12 protein-coding genes are annotated in these 19,842 nt (G+C 49.6%); 1 reads left to right on the forward strand and 11 read right to left on the reverse strand.

Features of this window, described 5'->3' with window-relative positions; genetic code table 11:
• Positions 1-556: 556 nt before the first annotated feature.
• The 10 genes from PKO01S_RS18700 to PKO01S_RS18745 form a co-directional block, all read right to left on the reverse strand.
• The gene (locus PKO01S_RS18700; RefSeq protein ID WP_127532965.1) at positions 557-958 is read right to left on the reverse strand and encodes an iron chaperone; all 402 of its coding nucleotides are present in this window, start codon (positions 956-958) and stop codon (positions 557-559) included.
• A gap of 168 nt (positions 959-1,126) precedes the next feature.
• On the reverse strand, positions 1,127-3,013 hold the full coding sequence (locus PKO01S_RS18705; protein WP_127532966.1) for a sensor domain-containing diguanylate cyclase: 1,887 nt from the start codon (positions 3,011-3,013) through the stop codon (positions 1,127-1,129).
• A gap of 138 nt (positions 3,014-3,151) precedes the next feature.
• Complete coding sequence (locus tag PKO01S_RS18710) at positions 3,152-3,910, reverse strand: M20/M25/M40 family metallo-hydrolase (protein WP_164779670.1); 759 nt, start codon at positions 3,908-3,910, stop codon at positions 3,152-3,154.
• 223 nt (positions 3,911-4,133) lie between these two features.
• Positions 4,134-5,648 carry a DUF2357 domain-containing protein gene (locus PKO01S_RS18715; protein WP_127532968.1) on the reverse strand — a complete coding sequence of 505 codons (1,515 nt, stop codon included), beginning with the start codon at positions 5,646-5,648 and terminating at the stop codon, positions 4,134-4,136.
• Positions 5,623-7,869: an McrB family protein gene (locus PKO01S_RS18720; RefSeq protein ID WP_127532969.1), complete on the reverse strand. Its 2,247-nt coding sequence runs from the start codon at positions 7,867-7,869 to the stop codon at positions 5,623-5,625. Before PKO01S_RS18720 ends, PKO01S_RS18715 begins: the two co-directional genes overlap by 26 nt.
• 167 nt (positions 7,870-8,036) lie before the next feature.
• Positions 8,037-9,191 carry a PD-(D/E)XK nuclease family protein gene (locus tag PKO01S_RS18725; protein WP_127532970.1) on the reverse strand — a complete coding sequence of 385 codons (1,155 nt, stop codon included), beginning with the start codon at positions 9,189-9,191 and terminating at the stop codon, positions 8,037-8,039.
• 152 nt (positions 9,192-9,343) lie between these two features.
• The gene (locus PKO01S_RS18730; RefSeq protein ID WP_307719841.1) at positions 9,344-11,632 is read right to left on the reverse strand and encodes a restriction endonuclease-like protein; all 2,289 of its coding nucleotides are present in this window, start codon (positions 11,630-11,632) and stop codon (positions 9,344-9,346) included.
• A gap of 118 nt (positions 11,633-11,750) precedes the next feature.
• A complete protein-coding gene (locus PKO01S_RS18735; RefSeq protein WP_127532972.1) occupies positions 11,751-14,558 on the reverse strand; it encodes an MrcB family domain-containing protein in 2,808 nt (935 codons plus the stop codon).
• A 230-nt stretch (positions 14,559-14,788) separates the two neighbouring features.
• On the reverse strand, positions 14,789-15,160 hold the full coding sequence (locus tag PKO01S_RS18740; RefSeq protein ID WP_127532973.1) for a hypothetical protein: 372 nt from the start codon (positions 15,158-15,160) through the stop codon (positions 14,789-14,791).
• Positions 15,138-16,187 (reverse strand): N-acetyltransferase, encoded by a 1,050-nt coding sequence (locus PKO01S_RS18745; RefSeq protein ID WP_127532974.1) that lies wholly within the window; start codon positions 16,185-16,187, stop codon positions 15,138-15,140. Before PKO01S_RS18745 ends, PKO01S_RS18740 begins: the two co-directional genes overlap by 23 nt.
• 121 nt (positions 16,188-16,308) lie before the next feature.
• On the opposite strand from PKO01S_RS18745, the gene PKO01S_RS18750 reads away from it, so the two are divergent.
• Entirely contained in the window at positions 16,309-16,824 is a 516-nt protein-coding gene (locus PKO01S_RS18750) for an ATP-binding protein (protein WP_246070635.1), read from the forward strand.
• 234 nt (positions 16,825-17,058) lie between these two features.
• Here the strand turns inward: PKO01S_RS18750 and PKO01S_RS18755 are convergent, their stop codons facing one another.
• Positions 17,059-19,842 (reverse strand): DEAD/DEAH box helicase, encoded by a 2,784-nt coding sequence (locus PKO01S_RS18755; protein ID WP_127532976.1) that lies wholly within the window; start codon positions 19,840-19,842, stop codon positions 17,059-17,061.

Raw genomic sequence — 19,842 nt, forward strand, 5'->3', positions numbered from 1 at the left:
TGGCGGTGCGTTTGGCGGTGCGTTTGGCGGTGCGTTTGGCGGTGCGTTTGGCGGTGCGTTTGGCGGTGCGTTTGGCGGTGCGATTACCGGGTTGGCGTGGGCGGTACCGGGCTGCGGTTTGTGTGCGGGTGAGACGGTTGAGGCTACTCGAGGAGGTCAGGTTGGTGCTTGACAGCAGAGAATGGTTGGCGGGTTTAGCACACTCTCGAATTGATGAGCATAGGTAGCGAATCGAATGAATGAGGCGGAGAAAGCGAGGACGATTCTGGTAACGAACCGTATGAGCGCTATTGGGCGGGAATTACCTGATTTGACTGTGTAACGAATCGTAGAAGCGCTATTGCGGGCAAACCATGGGAAAATGAACGAAATATCGCGAAATAACGCTTCTACAGTTCGTTAGAATTCAGAATAGGGCTTTTCTAGCAAAATAGCGCCGATACGATTCGTTAGAGCGTTTCGTCAAGCAGCCACAGATCAGCGGCGGGAAACGGTGAGCAACCGCGCATATCCAGCAGCAGCTGCGGCCAACTCACCTGTCTACTTACTTCTACCCCTACTTCTTCTTCTGTTTCTTCGCTTCGGCTTTCGCCTCCGCTTCTTCCCGGTCCGCTTCGACGCGGAAGCGGACGATACTGCGGATCAAATCATAGGGCAGCGGTTCCCCGATCGGGAATTGTACGGCGCCCTTCGACCCCTTGTACGCAGACAACTCCGCTTGAAAAGCCGCAATGCCGCTGGAGGTCGGATAGAATCCGATATGCTTCTTGTACGCCGCAAAATAAACCAAATTGCTGTGCAGCGCGAACGCCGGCATCTGGTAGCTGATCTTCTCCTTCGCACCTGGCGCGGACTCATGGATCACCCGCCGCAGCGTCTGCAGCGTCTCCTGTACCTCCGGCGGAAACAATGCGATATATTCGTCAATGTTGGCGAAAGCCTGTTTTTGCCCGTCCATCGCTCGATCGCTTCCCTTCGCAAACAGCTTTTAATATGTTCACTATATCAGCTTTCATTCGATCATAAAAACCGGTCCGCATGCTGCTGCGCATCCGCCGCGACTTAAAAGCGCCGGCACTTCCCGTGCCGGCGCCTTAACGTCTTACGTTTCTCTACGAGGCAAAGTCTACACTCCAACCCGGTACCTGTTGCGTCCGCTATTCTTCGCCTCGTACAGCACTTGATCCGCCGCTTCGATCATCGCCGTGATCGATGGCGGCTGCTTGTAGTTGCTGCCATCCGCATCATACGACATTACGCCGCAGCTGATGGTAACCACCGGCGCGGCAGCAGAAGCTTCATGCGGGATGCCGAGAGCACGGACGCGGCCGACTAGCTCATCCGCGAGCTCCGCCGCTTCGGTCGAGCCGAGCGGTACGAGAAGGGCGAATTCTTCGCCGCCGTATCTCGCAGCCAGACCGCCGTGCGCTTTGGCCCCCTCCTGCAGCACCTCCGCGACCTGCTTCAAGCAATCGTCCCCATGGAGATGGCCGTACGTGTCGTTATATTTTTTGAAATAATCGATATCGACCAGCAGCAGCGACAGCGGGCTCTGCTCCTGTACCGCTTTGTCCAGCATCGACTTCGAGATGTCGTTGAAGAACCGCCGGTTCGCAATGCCCGTCAATCCGTCGCGCAGCGATTGAATGCTGAGCAGCTCGTTGATCGACTCCAGCTCTTGCGTCCGCTCCTTCACCTTCTGCTCCAGTGAGTAGTTCAATTGCTTCAGCTCATGCGCGAGATCCTCGCTCTGGGCGAACGACTTCGAGAACTGATTCGCCAGGATGAACGATTGCGCCACAATGAACGCGAACAAGCCGAACGTCACGTAGTTGCCGGTCTGCAGAAGGCCCCGGTAGTACAGAATATCGTTGAATATCGACGCTGCAAGCAGCAACGCTCCGATCGCGGTCAGCACCGAGCCTTCTCTCTTCCGCGCAATGGCTAGCCCGAAGACGTACATGCCATAGCTGATCGTGAGCGCGATCACGATCTGGAAATACGTCAGCAGATGCGTAAAAATCGTCGGCGGCGTCAGCACGATAATCGCGCTGTACACGGCGCTCACGGATACAATCGCCCGGCAGACGGCGACAGACATGTCGCATGGATAGATTTTGCGCACGAATAACGTCATCGCCGCCAGACTTACGCTGAGACAGAGATACTCTGTCTTCACGGCCAGAACCCAATGGAGCGACGGAATAAACGTATAGATGGCGGTCTCCCCGACCACCAGGCTGCGCAGCGCAATGACGAAGCAATAGAGGCCAAAGTAGAGAGGCGCCCTTCGGTTCCTTCGCATAGCGAACAGGCCGAAATGATAGACCGCCATAATGAACAGAGCGCCTGACACGAACAGCTCCAGCGAAAGCCTCGTTTGCCTTTTATGCATCACCGTGTCTGGATCGCCCAGCCGGATGCTCTTCGTAATGCCGCTGCGCGGATGCATGAAGTTCGACATCTGCATCACAATATCGATGGACGATTCATCGGATTGGAACACCACAACGCGTCGCTCTGAATGACCGGACGAATGGCCGGCAGCCGTGCCAAGCGTACCGCTTGAAACCAGCAACTTGCCGTTCACCCACAGTTTGTAGGCCGATGGCAGAGGAGGCATGTCGAGCGCCCACACTTTGCCCGGCTCCGTATGTTCAATATGCAGCGTATAAGTCGCATACCCGTTCGTGCTTGGCCTTCCGCCTGGTAGCTTGGACTTATTCCACGCTGCCGGCACCTCCGCGAAGCCGTCCGGGGCAGCCTTGCCCATCTCCTCCGGGCTGAGAAGACGCTTCCAATAGAACGCCCACTGCCCGTCCAGCGTCACGCTGTCGCTAGATTGCTGCGGTAACTCGAGCAGTCCCCTCACAGCCCGATCCGCACTGGCCGCATTCGCAGCCGATGCCATAACCCCTAATATAATCGTCACTCCAATCACCATAACCATCAGCAATCGGAGGTGTATACTCCATGCATGTGCTCTAGCTGCCACCCGCACCGTTGTCGTCATCTGCACATTCCTTTGCAAGTTGTTTCATTCCTACTTATAGATATCGGAAGGCGGAGCTGTTTTTGTACTTAGTCTAGCGAGAAAATAGTGGAATGACCGGGGCCCGCCCCGCCGCCATACGTAATCCGTTGCGCCTCATCAGGCTGCTCGCTCTATTCGCAACCCGAGCAGCGCTTGTACGATCAGATTTACGGTATCCTGACAGTGCCGTACGTTAACATACTCCGCTTCTGTATGCTCATGCTGGTATCCCGCGGACAAATTGACCGATGGAATGCCGTACCCCGCGAACGTAACCGCATCGCTGAGCCCGCCTTGCACCGTCTGCCAATCGGACATCCCGCATAAAGCGCCCGCCGTCTCAAAATAGTGCCCCGTCACCGGATCACAGAAGCTCATCCCGCTGTTGCGCACGACGATATCCCGGCTCCCCCTGCGGTCGATTACGATGCACAACTCGACGTCCGTCAACCATGAAAGGTCGATCCGATTCGAACCGATCCGCCCAATCTCCTCTTCGCGGGTGAAAGCAAGCTTGATCCGGCCTTGGAACGATGCGTCTCCCGCAAGCTTGCGAAGCACGTCCAGAATGATCGCGATGCCTGCGCGGTCGTCCGCCCCAAGCGGGCCGCTGCTGCTCGACCAGATGCCGCCTTGTCTAATGATGGCGCGCTCTGGGTCCACCCAGACCGTATCCATATGGGCGCAGAGCAGAATGGCTGGTCCCGTGCCGGAACCGAATTGGGCTTCCGCCACAACGTTGCCGTAATCGTCCTGGTCCACGCGGTCGACAACCCTCTTCAATCGTCGGATCAAATAATCGGCTACCGGACGTTCCATCCCGCTCGGCGCCGTAATCGACAGCAGCTCGTACAGATCCCGTTCCAGCCTATTCATCGAGCCCGCGCTCCTCATTCGTTATTGTACAGCTATCCCACCGTACACTCTAGCAACTTTTGAATATCTCTAGTATCTTTGTTCCCATTTCTGCTAGAACCATTCACCTTGCCGCCGTTCATAAAAAAACCGAGTAGTCCCCGGCCTCATAAAAGGTCAGGTTCCGCTCGGTATACGTTCATTATCGACCGCTGCCACGACAGCGTGATTCGTTGCAATTTTATCATCGTTGTAAGAGAGACGACTTCGTATGATCTAGGATCTCTGCTATTTTACTCGCTAGCTCCGGATTAGCCGCCTCCGGCTTCAAATCGTACGCGCCCATCCGATACTGCTGACGGTATTCGTCTCCGAACAGGTGCGCATTCTCTTGACCGGGCGCCGGCGTAATGATGTACACTTCATCCACGACTTTGCCGCCGTCCGCCTTGCTGATAATGCCGTCCCGGTACTTGTGCATCTCGCCGAGCGCCATCGGAAGGTTGTGGTCCAACCGGTATTTGGGATCGAAAATATACAACTTGCCGCCCGCCTCGAGCACAATGTCCGGTATCATGCCGTGGGTATAGGTGACGTAGTCCTGAGTGGCCTTCGTAAAAGTCCGCTGATAAGCCAGCGTCGCGCCGCCCGCCAATCGAATCCGGCTTTCCTTCTTCTCGGACAATTTCAACACGAGTCCGTCCTGCTCCAGCGTGAACAGATCCGACGTATCGAGAACAACGCCGTGTTCCCTCACCATTCGGACCAGCTTCATGAACACCCAGATCTCATACAGGTGGTACGTGTCTTTCAACGGAATCGAGTTCTTCATACCAATGGCGTACTCGTTGAACTGATACAGCTGATGGAACCAGGAATACCAGTTGCGGTACACCGGATGTTTGCGAAAAGCTTGCGACACGATCACCGGGCCGTCGTGCGGCTTCATTCCGCGAAGAAAAGCAGCCCGCAGCCAATAGTTGATCCGGTCATAGTAGAAGCCAGCTTTCGATCGAATGGACTCTATCGGTACCGAGCGATATTGGCGCAGCAGATGCTGCAGCTCATGCAGCTGCCGAAGCACCACTTGATTCTCATACACCTGGAAGCTGTCTTCCCGCACGCTGGTCCAGATCATCTCTGGAACGGGCATGTCCGCACTCATCCCGCTTCCTGGATGCTGCTGCGACCAAGCAAGCAACTGCGGGGTTACATGCTTAACCTTATCCCTGCGAACCCATTGCTCCGATGACCGCAGCCTGCGAAGCGGCTCCGCTTGAATATCCCGAAAGCAGTGCTGCAGCCGGTAAAAGCTCCGGTCTATATAATCCCACTGCGCCAGCGAAGCGCTCCGGGAAAACCCGCTGCTATCGAATTGCAGAAAAGCTCCGGCATGTTGAAAGCAAGCTGCGGCCTCAGCCAAAATATCAGCGATCATATGCTCATAATCCGCTTCCGTCAGCTTCCGCTTATCCGGGTACAAATACGCCGGTACAGTGATCCGTTCTTCCTGTTCGATTGTGAAAATGACCTTACCCGACTGGAAAGGCGTCATCCACTCGCCTTCCCAGCCGTATTCGGTATGAACCATTGGCAACGGCATCGCATTCATCAGCAGCTTGAACGGCACATCCGACGGCAGGCTTATTCGCCAACGGTAAGTCTTCGCCTCTTCGAAGCGCATCGACTCAAGCGTCGTCCACTCTCGCGTGTCCGGACACAGAAACTCCAGCTTATCTCCAGAACTGGGTAGCGCCATACCGGTCCAGTTCTCCTTTCATACGCAGCAAGTGGCGGAGCGACTGTGAACCGCTGCCGAACTGCTTGCCCGTCCAATCGATAAGGTCCGCCAGCAACGGATCGATTCGTTCATCGCCGCGGATCTTCGGCAATACTTTCTCCGCGATCACGCGGTCCGCCGCATCCTGCTTACCCATCCGAATATCCGCGTCCAGCTCGGCATTCGCATAGAGCTTGCGGAGCATTTCATTCATCGTCCGATAACCGAAGTGCAGATCGTAGCCGCTTAATTTGCCATGCAGCTCCTCAAGCCATTTCCATTCCTCATGGAGGACGGCGTATTTGGACTCCAGCTTCGACCAATAGCGTTCCAAATCCACATCCGACAACGTCATCACGAAAGCTCGGTCCAACACCTTATCCGAGATGCTGTGCGTCGTCTCGTCGACGTTGATCGTGCCGATCACGTACAGGTTATTCGGAATGTGCAGCTCCTGCGGCACATCGGTAATCTGCTCTTCCGTATGCAGCCGGATCGGCTGTCTCGATTCAATCGCGCTCAGGTAATCGCTTAGATAGTATTCGACGCGGGCCAGATTCATCTCATCCAGCACCACGAACATCGGCTTGCCTTCTTGAATCGCTTGCAGAACGGCATTGAGGAACGGCGTTCGTACATACCGCTTCTCTAACGCGCTGTAATAGCCGAAGAGAGAAGTCGAATCGGTCCAATCCGGACGAACGGGAATGACTTTCAGATACGGATTGGCCGAATCATGTGTTTTGCCGTACACCGCGTTCGCGTAGAGCAGGCACAGCCTTGTTTTGCCCGTACCGGAAATGCCGTTCAGAATGACAAAATGCTTGTCCTCCAAGCTGACCAGATTAAGATGAAAATCACGGATGATCGCGTCCGAGTAGGCGAACGGGCTGCCATGAACGTTAGACAAGATCGTCGTCAGATTAAAATCATGCTCGAAAGCATCCGGTGTATCGTCCTCGTCATCCGGCTCCGAACCCGGGTCTAGGTTGATCGCTTCCTTCGGAAAAATAAAATCCCCCAAACAATCCGTGAAGATCGCGGCTGCGATAATGAGCCTTTTCTTGATCTGCACGATCGGCTCTACGAATTGCTTCACATCATTGTCCCATGTGCCGACAAGGAACGTATTGCCGTCCACCGGGATGTCATGATCAGCCAGTTCCTTCATCGCTCGGAGCTGATACTGTTTGTTCTGCTCAGAGGATTGCTCCGTACCCCGCGTCTTGAAGCTCTTCGTAATGCGCCATTCCACTTGCCCCGTTCCCTCTAGCAATCTTAGCTTGTAGAAGAGAACGCCATTGCCATTCGTGAATCGCAGGCCAATTACTGGTGTGCGATGATACTGATCGATTCTTCCGTGTACCAGCAATTGCCCTTTATCGTAAAGTCCGAACTCCTGCTTACGTTGTTCGTTGGCTTTTACTACCGTTGCCTGATCGAACCTCACATCATATTGCTTGCCGTACAACGTGAGCGGGAATTCATCGGTATGGGCATTAAACTGCGACAATATGGCCAAAGAATGCGACTCGCTGGCCGCTTCATTGCGTCTAAACTCGCGAATCGGCGCGAGCTTCGTCCACATGTCCCCGATTAATTCCACAAGCTGACCCGTTGACGGAATTTGATCGAAATCGATCTGTGTGCCGAACAAGACCCACGGCTTGAGGTTTGCTTTGATACATCTTTCCAGGACTGTAATCAACTCATCCCGGTTAATCTTAATGTCTTCCTTGTCGCTTACAAAAATATCTACGTCTTGCGGCAACGCTTCGAGTGCCTGCGTCAATCGCTTCTGATTCCCCTTTGTCCCAAGCACCTCCAAGAAGGGGTAGAAATCGCTCGCTTGAACGATCTTCAGCTTGCGGTCCTGAGCGTTCAACATCAGCGTTAATACCGAGTATTTGGTTTGGAACAAACTCTTATCTACTAATTCAATGAATGCTTTGTTGCCGATTTTGGAATTCACGAGCTTATGCGCAGTGTTCGGATTCCGGGAGTCGCTCATCGTCTGTCGCAGTGTTGATTCGTATGTATGAACGAAATAATCTAGAAGGTCAGGTGCTTCGCCGGCGAACCGGGCTTTGAACTCTTCCATAAGCTGGCGGAGCACCGGCTGGACCTCATCCAGCACACGCTGGCACCGCAGCTCCGTCTCCGGAATGGATAGCGCTTCTTCAATTTGGTGGATGTTCATGTTAGCCTCCGATGGTGTGGGGGTGGAGAGACAGTATTTAAATAAAAAAGCGAGACTATTGGACTATTCTTTCAATATACAGTTGCCCTCTGGAATATTCCATAGGTTCTATCGTTTTATAGGTGTCGGAATAAAAAAAAGCCCTCGCTGTGGGCGAGGGACACTAATTAAGTTCGGATATACTCGCTATACAACGCTACTCCCATACCGTCTATTCCATCTGGATCGCGCCAATAAATATTTACTCCGGCAGGCGGATTCGTATTATCTAATTTTCGGATGACCTTACGGTTCGATTCATCCGGGTAATAGAACAAATTTTTCTCCGCTTTGTCTGGACTGTTAACTCCGTAATGTCTGCGGTTACGATCATTGATCACATAGGAGTGGTCAAAATTTGCTGGATTCACCTTATGGTTAGAAGCTTGCAGAATCGCTTCGGTCACCCACTTCTTCAAATCATCATGTGCAATATTGACTCCCAACTCAGTACGGTCGAAAAAGTCCCGAATGTACTGAATGACAGGCTTGCCATAGTCCAGCTTCTCGTTCGAACGGTTCTTCTCTTCCTTGTACGACTGGAAGTCGGAGTAGATGAAAGACACGAATGATTTGATCGTATGCTTCGTGTATTCATATATGGGCTCAATTCTTCCTTCGCCCTCTTGGCTCAGCAGTTCAGATAACAGCCTTGCGACAGATTGCGGAGCCACACTATCTTTATGAACTCCCCATCTCATATGCATACACGGAAGTTCGAGCTGCTGGGCCTCTAACTGATGTAGCAGTTCTTGATACTCGCCTTCGGCTTTGCGAGATTGTGTCGGTGTTAAGAAGATAAAGGAAATAAGAGGGTTGAAAGAGTCGACTGCCGCCTGAGCATAGTAACGCTTCAGCCCGACGATTTCATCATAGAGCTGGTTGTCACCTTTGCTAATGGCCCCATCCTTAATTTTATTCTCGATCCCGAACACATACTTCGGCACCGAATGCTGCGCCTGTCGCTCCATAATTTCGATCAGGATATCGATGTCCCTCGTCCTCTTCCTGCCGTTATCCTCTTCCGAGCTAATAACCTTCACTTCAGCCTGAACCCTTACTTCATACATCGAATTCCGCGACAAGTCTCTTACTCTGTTATCATAGATAAGCTCCTTGAAACGCACATCGTCATGCATGATAATTGGGGTTAAAAAGCGTTCAACAAACGTCGAACCTAAACCATGGTTCTCGTTTGGATCAAGCAGATACGCAAGGAATGAGCTAACATTAGGCTCGTTAATCGACCCGTCATTGGATGATAGGATTTTGAAGATGTTCATGGGTCCTCCGAATAGGAAATGAAATAATAGACAATTTTCTATTTAATTAAAAGAAGACAATTCAATACGAGATAGAGCATCGGCGATAAGACCATAAATGTAAATCGTGTTAACCGATTTACCTACGGCCTCTTGGATTTCGAAAAGTTTCACTACTCCTGCTCGGCTACTTCTATCCCCAATACCCGCTCCGCCAAATCCACGTACTCTCGATCGAGCCGCACCTTCACCTTGCCGCGACGCCTCTTCTCACGCCATTCGCGAAGCTGGCTTTCATCATCAAGACGCAACTCAGCCAGCTCGATTGCACGATCGAACAAATACTTCGTCGTATATAAGCAGGTGTAGACGCCTTGGCCGCCTAGCGCAATTGAGATTTTACGTTTCTGCCACTGCTCGATCTTAAAGTATACGTACAGGTCATCTTCCGTATTAGGCCGTGCAGGTCGCTCCGTAATCTCGCTTCGCTTCACGATCTTCCAATCCAGCACGCGACCATACCACTGAACGCCCGCTTCATGCTGAAACTGCTTCCTTGACTGACACAACGCGATATACTCCAACTGAGTCAGCACTTTATGATCGGATAAATTACGAAGAGGCATATAGTAACTACTGTTCTGTAGCACCGCTTCCAATTGTCCCGTCCGCATCGATCCAACAAGCATATTACGTCCACTGAGCTTGTTCTCATAATACGGCTTCGTGCCGCGTGGCTGCGTCGAGCGTTCGAAAGCTTTTTCCGGACTGTCGAGAATCAATTCATCCAAGAAAGCTTCTAGCAAAGACGTGCTGCCCGGCAACAAAGGGAACGCACCAATATTAATGAGATCGATGCTTCGATAGAAGCGGTGCTCCTTGAACTTCTCTTCATCCGAGTAAGGGAACAACACGTAAGCCCCGAACATGCTTCGTTCGTACTCTGTCGAGCCCTTCTCCTGAAACACGATCGAGTCACGATATCGATGCATCGTATTAATATCATCCTCCTCCGGCCCAGGATGACTGTATTGATCACGATAGGAAGAGCCCTCATAGGCTGGATTAATCCGATACTTGGCATCGAACACATACTTATACACCTTCGCCTGTCCACTGCCGTCATGCTTATGAAGCGTAAGCACATTATCCGGGCGCTGCGCCAACGTCGGCGGGTCCTTGCGCTGATCCTCGGAAGGTAACGCATTGTAATAAAGCGAGAACTTCTCGCCATTATGCGGATTCTCGTAATCCACCTTCGCCCGCTGCGTCTTGTCTAGTGTTACGAACAGGCCGCTGCGGTTCACCCGAATGATGTCCTGCTTGAGTAGACGATATTTTCGGGCCAACAGCTCGTGAATCTTCAGGAAGCACCAGTATTCATACAGCTGCGCAAGATCCTTCATCGAGATATGGAACAGATCGCTCTGGATCGACAGCCCCTTCATCAACGTCAGGTAGATTCGATAGGCTTCTCGATAACCCGGCGCCATTTGTAACACCATCGATACATTAAAATGCTGCATCTGCCCCGACTGCTGCAAGAAATCGAACTGGAGCAGCCGCCGCAGCGCTGTCTTCATTCTGGTGATCTGCTCAAGCAACTCAGGGTCCTGCGATCGCCAGTCCTTCCCCCTTACGATTGCATGAATATCGCCAAGCTTACGGTCAATCCGCTCCAGCATCCAACGGAGGAACCGGTTCTCGTTCGTATCGTAGCTAAGCTTCCGCTTCGTCTCGAGGAGCTGGGTTGGCCGATACATTTGTCCATGAATGGGAATGAAACCATGCTTCTGATCCGAGGTCAGCAAGTGCTGCCGCTTCGCGAGGAAGCTTATGTTCTCCCGGCCTGCCCGCTTCACCTTATTCGCATCCCGAACATGTCGCTCTTCATCCATCTGATGATGAGGCATCCGCTCAATCCGTTCAACCGCACTCACCAGTTGGTGGAACACCGATTGCAGTATCGCAAAATACTCCGTTAAGCTCTGCGACGTGGTGTGCGTCAGCCCCGTTGTCTGATACGTTCTGCGCAAAAAATCGAAAGAAAGATTGTAGACCTGCTGGTTCACCTCATGCAAAATCGCATGATAATCGCGCTTATAATCGAGCTTCGTCGGATAGATCTCCAGTCGCAGCATCAGCGCCGTCTCCCCACCAAGCCGAATCTCCAGATCGGTATAACCAATCTCATTCTGAAATTGAAGCAAGCCGGAGAACACTCGCCCGCTCCGTCCGACTGGCTTAAGCGCTCGCCGGATATGCGGGTTGGTATGGTAGAACTCGAGACGCTGATCCGTATGGCTCTCGATAATCAGCTCATAGGACTGCGTCTCATACAAGCAAGGCTCTACTTGCTCCGAGAATCCATCCACCCATTGCTGTCTGCCCACCGAGTAGAGGCGGAACTCCTCGATTCGGATATGAGGGCTCATCGCAACGGCCGCTATCTCCGTTGTCATTCTATCCCCTTCCTCCTCACGATGAAGGTGAAGCGTCTCTACTGTTGGATGATATGGCTTTCCCTTAATGTACAAATCGAACAAATTCGTCCGAACTTGTATCAGCTCGCGGCTTTCATTAGGAGAGCCAGAATGAAGTGAATCCATCTTCCTCCAACCTCCGCAGCATATAGGCTAGCTTGCGAGCACTTTGGGGGTAACGCGCTTCTGGTGTTGCATCATAGCTTCGCCAAGGCTTGTACAAGTCAGATGCATCCATCAACAGATTGTCCATGCTGCCTTTTGCTCCTGTGCAATATTGCAGCAATCTAATCAAGACTCGCTTCACCGACTGACTGCTTCCTTGGATACGCGGAAGGATTTTCTGAAGGAGTTGCGTATCGAACGCCGAGCTTGGCTCCAGAAGACCGAACCGTTCATTGTAGATCATGAAGAAACAAACCGCATCCCGAACACGGAATCCGACATGGGCATGTAGCTCTTCGAGAATGGCGTTTATTTTAACCAGTTCCTCGGTTGTAGTTCTTATGAGCTGTTGATGCTCGCTGAAAGCATTCTGCAAAGTCAGATAGTCGGATTGTAAGAAGCTAGCTGGGACTGGTTCTACTGATGGCTGTATTGGGGACGATTGTTCCATTGGAAAATCATCTAGCCGGATGTAGTTAAACTCCAGCGTGTTCGCGCGGTCGAGCACCTTTTTGCTGAAAGGATGCGTGGTTTCGTCCATGTTGACTGTCCCGATCAGGAACACGTTGTCAGGAATGATGAGGTCGTTATTGATCGGTGATTGCGCTGCCTCATTCGATGTTGTCTGCATCGTTTGCAGCAACTCCTTGGATACAATCCGATCGGTAACGATCCGTCCGCCATCACGCCGCTGCGTCTCCAGAATACTCAGCATATCGCTAAAATAATGCTCGACGCGCGCAAGATTCATTTCATCGAGGCAAATAAAATAAGGTTTGTTGCGATTCGCTGGCTGCATCGCTTCGATTAACACCTTGGTGAGTGGACCTGGACGGAACTGCCCCGCGAGATCCTGGTAACCGATTAGATCGCTCGGGTCGCTCCAGTCCGGACGGACCGGAATAAGCGTGAACTGCCCATTGCGTTCCGTCGCACCAAGTGCTTCGGCGAATAGCTTGACGAGCTTTGTTTTGCCAGTGCCGGATATGCCAGCGAGAATGACAAAAGGCTTCGTCTTCAGCGATAAGTAGAAGTTCTCGATCAAGCTGCCAGGGTAGCTGAAGCCCTGGTTGGCGATGAAGAATTTGATTTGGTTGACGCGTTCTTGAACAGTTAGATGGTCAGTCATTGTGGTGGACACTTCATCCGACTCCTCCACATAAATATAAGTGCTGTCCGCTTGCTTGCGGATATATTGAAGCTCTTCCAGCCAGTTGAGCATGAACTTGGTACGCGATTGCTGAGTCACTTCCTCGAAGTGGGCTACGCCCATTGCTTCGATGAATTCGGGTTGGAAGTCTTCGTGGGTGAATATGTGCTTGCGCTCTGCTATCTCAGCTGCAAGACGAATAACCCTCGGGAGCTCATTCGTGGTACTAGGGTCCTCAATCACGTTTCTTAGCAATGCCGCTTGTTCATCCGTAATGGTCCAAGGATTGTCGAGTCGAATGTATAGTGCGTATTGCTGCCCGAGTTCCTTTAAAGAGAAGCCGTGGTCATCGTGTTCGACGATACCCAGTTCGACAAGTACTCTAATGAAGCTGCGCAGACGATCCTCTGGATGTTTAATGGCGTCTCCCGATTTGAATAATCTTGGTTGGATGGAGGGATTGAGTAGCTCGTTCATAGAAACAGGATGATCGGTATCATCGGCTAAGTAACTTACGACGCCTTGAACGTAGTGCAGATAGGACATGGTGAAGCGAAACACAGGTTGATTGGTTTGCTCCGCCGCAGCAGCAACCTGCCTTTTCTCCGCGTAAAGGTTGTAATCATCTACCATGGACTTCAGGTCAGCCAAAAGCTGCTCGTCCGACGGCATGTCGTCTTTTGTGTATTTGTAATAAGCGATGGTGGATTCTTGGTAGGCTTCGCCGAGGCCGCTTGCCGTTAGATAGATTTCTTTATCTTTGTGAGCTCCTTCAAGTGGGACGATCTCTCGGATTTCAGCTGCTTTAGTCCGCAAATACTCAAAAGCGGCCTTCTTCCCTTTCTTCTTCATGGGTTCGGTTACACCTAGCATAAAGGTCAGATATACCGCAGACATATCCTCAGAGAATAGGTAGACAAGATATTCTCCCTTTTGAGTAGTCATTGTAATCCGCTCGTTCATAATTGCTATCCACGGAATGGCAGCCCAATTCCCCTTGCCAACAGAGCCTTGAACGATGAGCGGTATGTGGGTGTACGAGAGTTTACGTAACTCTGCTGGAATTATTTTGCGTACCAGTTGATCAATCGGATGCTCTTTAATTGATTCATTTCTCGCTTGATGATAGGAATTCATCACTTGCAGTAGGTGGTTACGTAGTGGGATTGTACTCGCGCTTAAAGAAGCGTAGTAGGCCTCTTCTTCACGTTTCGCATAGTCTCTTAGTTCAGATAGTTGCTGGTCATCCATTTGATTTAGAATGTCTTGTTTAAAACTTATTATTCTATCAACGTTGCTATTGAAGATATCTATCAGCGCTTGAATCGGGTTCTGCATAATCGTTTTTATTTGGGCAACAGTTAGGCCGGACCACGTGTTACCAAGATGTGTAGGGGGAACTTCGCATGGCAGACCGGCTTGTTCACGTTCAAGATAATGGGAACGAAACCATTGAGCTAATTGATCTATTTGAACACCGTTATGAAGTCCGCTAACCCCCTCAGCTGTAAGACACTGAATAAGCGCCATCTTGTAGGACTTTTGTTTATGTTTGAAGATTTCGCGTAATTCTACAGGTAGTTGCGGCATGTTACTAGCCTCCTAGTTAGGCATAAGTAAAAAAGAGAGCATTCGTATGCCCTCTGTTAATTCGATAATATAATTGACTATCCTTCAATGATGAGATTATTTAGTGGTTGTCGCATACCACTTGTGGCCACTAAGAAATGACCAAACTATCCCCCGCGAGAGCTTCTCTCGCATCTTTTCAGTAACATAATAAAAAGATCTCGACAATTAAAAGTCGAGACCAATTTCGTTTATTCAATATAACAAAAAGATTGAGGTGCTCGAAAATTGCTATCCTGCATAGAGGGATCGTAAGGATGTTCGTATTGCACTGCCTTTGAGATCTTTATTGCGTAACCTTCCGTTCGATCCCCAAAGTACTCTTGAAAAAAACTATAACTGATACCAGAATCTTTTTGCGTAGATGACCAAATCGACTCAGGGGAATCATTTAATATATACTCTATAAATAGTTCCCCTACAATCTTCCCTTCTGGTTTAGTCGAATATACGACAATTGACTCAACATCTTTTTTGAAAATCGTACGGCGGTACTCGAACTTCTTCTCTCCTGCAAATATCTTCTCAACAAATTCGGGCTTAATCGATAACAAGACTTTCATGTGCATCACCTGCCTGCAAGATGGAATCGAACTGATTGTCTGTCAGTTCAAAAAACGTCCAACGATCACTCTCAATCCCAAGTTGTTCTATAAGTTGCCCCCGAGTTACCCTCTTCCTAAGAGCAATATTATACACCATCTTTATGACGTGATGACGTTTCTCCTCAAAATAAATACCTTGTAATTCTTCTGACGTATACACACTATATTTCTCACAGTAATCAGTAAATGATCTAACATCACTAAAGCTCTGTTTAGATTTAACCTCTTCTACAACACAAATGGAAGTGGCCACAGACCTGTATCTCGCCTGACCTTGCCTGTCAGAGGTTCTATATATGACTATTATATCGCCAGGCCTAAGCCCAGAAACGGGGGCGGCAGAAATAAAGACTTTATGGATACTATTTGTGTGTGAAACATCCTCAAGGATATCAAAGCGCTCATTATTAAGTATCGAGTCCGGGAACAGTCGAGTATGGAACTCTGGGAATATGGAAAGAACATGCTTCCTTTTCCCTCTCTGACTTATTCTAGGATAATTCAAAAGTATATGATTCCTTGTTTCGGTTAATGATTTCCACAACACGAGCTCTGTTCCGGATGTAGATTCCTTAGTTGACCGCTGAATGAATCCATATTTCAGGAAAAGGCTGACCAATGCCTCATGCTTTGCAAATACAGTAACATAAATTCCTTCAACGCCCCTGCTAATTGCAACATCTAAGGCCCTTTTAATAAAGCGCTCCCCCAGCCTAGTGCCGTGCGGGTTTACTTTCATTGTACCTATTTTCAATACGGAATTCGCTACAATCGATGGTGTGACATCTTCAATTGGACCATTCTCTACCTTTAGGTATAGGAATGCTTCCAATCTTTTCTGAGGATTGTATAGAACATATGCTCTTTCTTGAGCCTTTCTTGCAAACCAGTTTTCGAAACCCGGGTAGTCTCCTTTTAAACTATCAAAAAAGGGGTCTGAAAGTTCTATTTCAGAGAACAGCTTATGTTGAATATATCCTTCCAAGATTGTCACATCCTTATTGAGTCTGAATCCCCTTCTATGTTACCATATTTTTGAATCTATGGTAGCATTGTTTTTAGTGTAATTCACAGAAAAACGAATGGAGGATTAACTGGTGAGAAAAATGATCTTTATTGGAGGTATTCATGGAGTCGGGAAAACCTCATTATGTAATGACCTCACAAAACATTACGAAATCTCTCACTTTTCGGCCAGTAAGTTAATATCTGATGAAAAAGAAGAGATCTATTCGCGCAACAAACTGATTCATGATATAGAACAGAACCAAGATTTTCTCTCGACCTCGTTGAATCGCCTTAATATCAGTGACTGGTTCTTGCTAGACGGACATTTCTGCCTACTTAATCAGTCCAGTGATATTACGCGAATTCCTCCTGATACATTTAGTAGAATATCACCTAACTCAATCATTGTACTTACTGATTTAATAAGTTCCATTCAAGAAAGGTTTTCTCAAAGAGATGGCTACCAATTCGATTCTAACCTCCTTGAAAGCTTTCAAACTGCAGAGATTATATATGCTCGCGAGATTAGTAATTATCTAAATATTCCATTTTTAGTGGCCCAATCTGGAGATATAAAGAGTATTCACGAATTCATGAATAAGATTATGCAATAGATCAAAGGTCTCTTTCTGCGCTTCTGTCAGAGTTGGCATCAGGTTGTCCTCGTTCCGAGTCAGTAGCTGTGCGTTATTCACTGCCTCTCCGTATAGCTCCTCGACTGCACTTCTCATACTTTGGGGGGGGACACTGTACCAGAATACGTCGCGGATATCCAGCTAAGGGCGAAGTGTTAGCAATTAAGTAACAAAGTCCCGACAGACGGATATATACCATTTGTCGGGACTGTTTTACATGAAAAATCCGTAAGCATCAAAAATCTGATCCAGTTCATCGTTGGAGATGGCATGCAGCACTTTGTCACGAACGAGCCCTTGGGAGAGATCCAGTCTCTTGAATCTGGTTTTGCCTGTCGGATCCTTGCCGGTACGAATCAACTGAATTCTACCGATTCTCGGCTCCGCTTCTGCATATTTTGCAAATCCCTTAGCTTTACCTAGATTATCTTTGAAATCAGGATTATGGGGTTCAAGAATGTCGATCACATAATTCAATGCAGGATCATCTCTGACAATCAGGAAGTCGGGATAAGTCGCTTTGGTTTCGCCACTAATCTCGTAGGGAATACACAACGACCATTTTTCTCTAGGTGGGTTACGTAGCCAACACACGAAATCCGTTTGCTGCGCTTCCTCAGCCAGAACTCCTTCTTCCCAGCCGTTCAGTTTAATTGTGGCAATGCCCTCTTTATCTGCAAACAAATGGTTGTCATATTCTTTCCCCCCGCTTTCCATTCGGACACTGATGGTCTCCGGCAGGGCAAAGTTGTGCTTACTGACCACATCGCCATCCGCAATAATATCGCTGTACTGCTTTTTGAACTTTTCGGATTTGTTGACTACATACTTGCGATACTGATCGTTCAGGCTGTGGAACTTCTTTTTAGCATATCGGTTCAGGCTTGCAATACAGTCATCGTCCGCTACAAATAATATGCAATCCACCTTGAAAGCAGTAGGGTCATTAGGGTCAAAATACTTCCGTCCATAAATATTCTGAAAACCATAATTGCCGATCTTCGCATCTGCTGCCCGTAGCTGCCGGTCAAGGTCACCTTCAGATGCGGTAAACAAGTCGTGAACTATCCCGTTGTCAAGTGCCTCTCCAAACGCATCGAAGATGCGGACAGACAATTTAAATGAAAGCACATGTTCGGCAAGCTCGTCATATTTTCCCGTATTTCGTAGTTGTTCAACATAGGTGCGAATCATATTCGACACATCGTTTTTGATTTCGTCATTGGCTCCGGCATAGATGTTGGTCTGGGTAAGCAGCGCGGCCAGACTTAACAGGGATTTCAGATAACTGTTGATTTTAACAGAGCGCACCAGATAGGTCAGCAATCCCTGTTCATTGATGAATTTGGTGATTGCCTCCCTGTCCATATAGCGGCCGGGAATCATAATCTGAACACTGGGGTTCGGGACAGGCTCCGTTGCCGTCGGCCACTCTGGACTGTTCAGCACCATGAGCGTTGGCTCTACCTGGGGGGGGACAGGCCGATAGACAGCCTGCGACTCCGCAATTGTTTCGGGTCTATTCTGGGCCGGTTGTTCCGTCGATGCAACATCCTGCGATATGGCAATCTCCATCTGCCCAGGTATTGGCGTTTCCTCCCGTCTCCTGGTAGTACGCACTGTCCAAGGGACATAAACCGGATGCTCCAAGGACTCGCCCTCGACATCGATAGGAATGTCGCCGCCTTCGGCATCACGAAATTCCTTAATGACCTTTTCAACGGTATCCTTGTTGAAGTACGGCAGAAACAGCCGCACATCATTCAAATAATCATCTACAAGGATATGACACTGCAGCGGAGTCCGAACCATTCTGCCGAGAAGCTGCGCGATATAAGTCTCGTCGTTTGCAGGGCGGAAAGATATCATAGCCTCCGCACGGGGACAATCCCAGCCGGTAGAAAGATTCTCCTTAAACATTACGATTCGAATTCGCTTGTCATCTGTAATCTCAGATGGGTCCACATGATGCACTGGCAGGCCGTTGACCGTAATCGTAGAGGTAGAGCCAAAAGTATGTACCACCTCGTGCTCTTTGAGCCGTATGCCGAGCCGCTCTTCGATTTTTGCGAGCACATCATCTAGGTTGGTATCGGAAATCTTTTTGCCACTACCCGCGCGAACCTGGATCACAAAGATCGGATTGACCTGTGCGTAATGCTGCTCATAGGAATACTGATACCAATGATCACATTTCTTTTTCCATTCGTCTGTGGCGGCCTCCAGTAGAGCCATTTCGCTGTTCTTTTCCGGGTCATCTGGGTAGGTGATGACGATTCTGTCCTTCAACAGACCGGATGCGCGGACTTCATTGGATGTCACAATGCATTTCTGCAATGTCGATGTCGTGTTGTCTACCAGCGCATTAAACCGAGCTGCCGTGGCACTGATCCCGATGACCACAGGCATTGGGGACAAACCGTGAGGTTTGCTGCCTTTGAGAAATCGCTGCATGATGGACGTCGCTTTGCCAGCCTCTCGTCCCTGCATACCGCGATGGGCTTCATCAATAATGAAGTACAGCCGGTCGGATTTCTCCTGTGCTGTATTCTCGAGGGTATCCCATATGGTGTACTGCCGATAATTGGAATATTTACTGAGGTTTCCGGTGGCGCTCAGCTTCTGTGTGTTGAGGAAATAGATATGCCCATCCTCCAGCTTCTCCATATCAAAGGACTCGTCCTCAATGGTGACGCACTGGTTGAAACGAATTTTGTCAGCCTTCAGGTCAAACTTCTGCTTCGACTGGTCGTTCAGCGCTGGGGAGTCCGACAACCAGACAAAGATGGCCTCTGGTTGCTCCGCATACTGGTCCGTGCCGTAAAAGATATCCTCCACCAGCGCCGCCATAATAATGGTCTTACCGGCGCCAGTAGGTGCCTGAAGCGAGACCACCTGTGGGGTATGGGTGCGATGATAAATGCCTAGCGCCTCCGCCGCTTTCATACGCAGGTCGGCAACTGCCTTTTTCTGAAACGGAAATAATTCGACTTTCAT

Source organism: Paenibacillus kobensis NBRC 15729 (assembly GCF_004000825.1).
In the GTDB taxonomy this organism is placed as follows: Bacteria; Bacillota; Bacilli; order Paenibacillales; family Paenibacillaceae; genus Paenibacillus_T; species Paenibacillus_T kobensis.

Excerpts from the sequence above, each read along its gene's own strand:
- PKO01S_RS18750 (WP_246070635.1), top strand. The coding sequence starts at position 16,309 with ATGATCTTTATTGGAGGTATTCATGGAGTCGGGAAAACCTCATTATGT.
- PKO01S_RS18710 (WP_164779670.1), bottom strand. The coding sequence starts at position 3,910 with ATGAATAGGCTGGAACGGGATCTGTACGAGCTGCTGTCGATTACGGCG.
- PKO01S_RS18725 (WP_127532970.1), bottom strand. The coding sequence starts at position 9,191 with ATGAACATCTTCAAAATCCTATCATCCAATGACGGGTCGATTAACGAG.
- PKO01S_RS18720 (WP_127532969.1), bottom strand. The coding sequence starts at position 7,869 with ATGAACATCCACCAAATTGAAGAAGCGCTATCCATTCCGGAGACGGAG.
- PKO01S_RS18700 (WP_127532965.1), bottom strand. The coding sequence starts at position 958 with ATGGACGGGCAAAAACAGGCTTTCGCCAACATTGACGAATATATCGCA.
- PKO01S_RS18705 (WP_127532966.1), bottom strand. The coding sequence starts at position 3,013 with ATGACGACAACGGTGCGGGTGGCAGCTAGAGCACATGCATGGAGTATA.
- PKO01S_RS18730 (WP_307719841.1), bottom strand. The coding sequence starts at position 11,632 with ATGACAACGGAGATAGCGGCCGTTGCGATGAGCCCTCATATCCGAATC.
- PKO01S_RS18735 (WP_127532972.1), bottom strand. The coding sequence starts at position 14,558 with ATGCCGCAACTACCTGTAGAATTACGCGAAATCTTCAAACATAAACAA.
- PKO01S_RS18715 (WP_127532968.1), bottom strand. The coding sequence starts at position 5,648 with ATGGCGCTACCCAGTTCTGGAGATAAGCTGGAGTTTCTGTGTCCGGAC.
- PKO01S_RS18755 (WP_127532976.1), bottom strand. The coding sequence starts at position 19,842 with ATGAAAGTCGAATTATTTCCGTTTCAGAAAAAGGCAGTTGCCGACCTG.
- PKO01S_RS18740 (WP_127532973.1), bottom strand. The coding sequence starts at position 15,160 with ATGAAAGTCTTGTTATCGATTAAGCCCGAATTTGTTGAGAAGATATTT.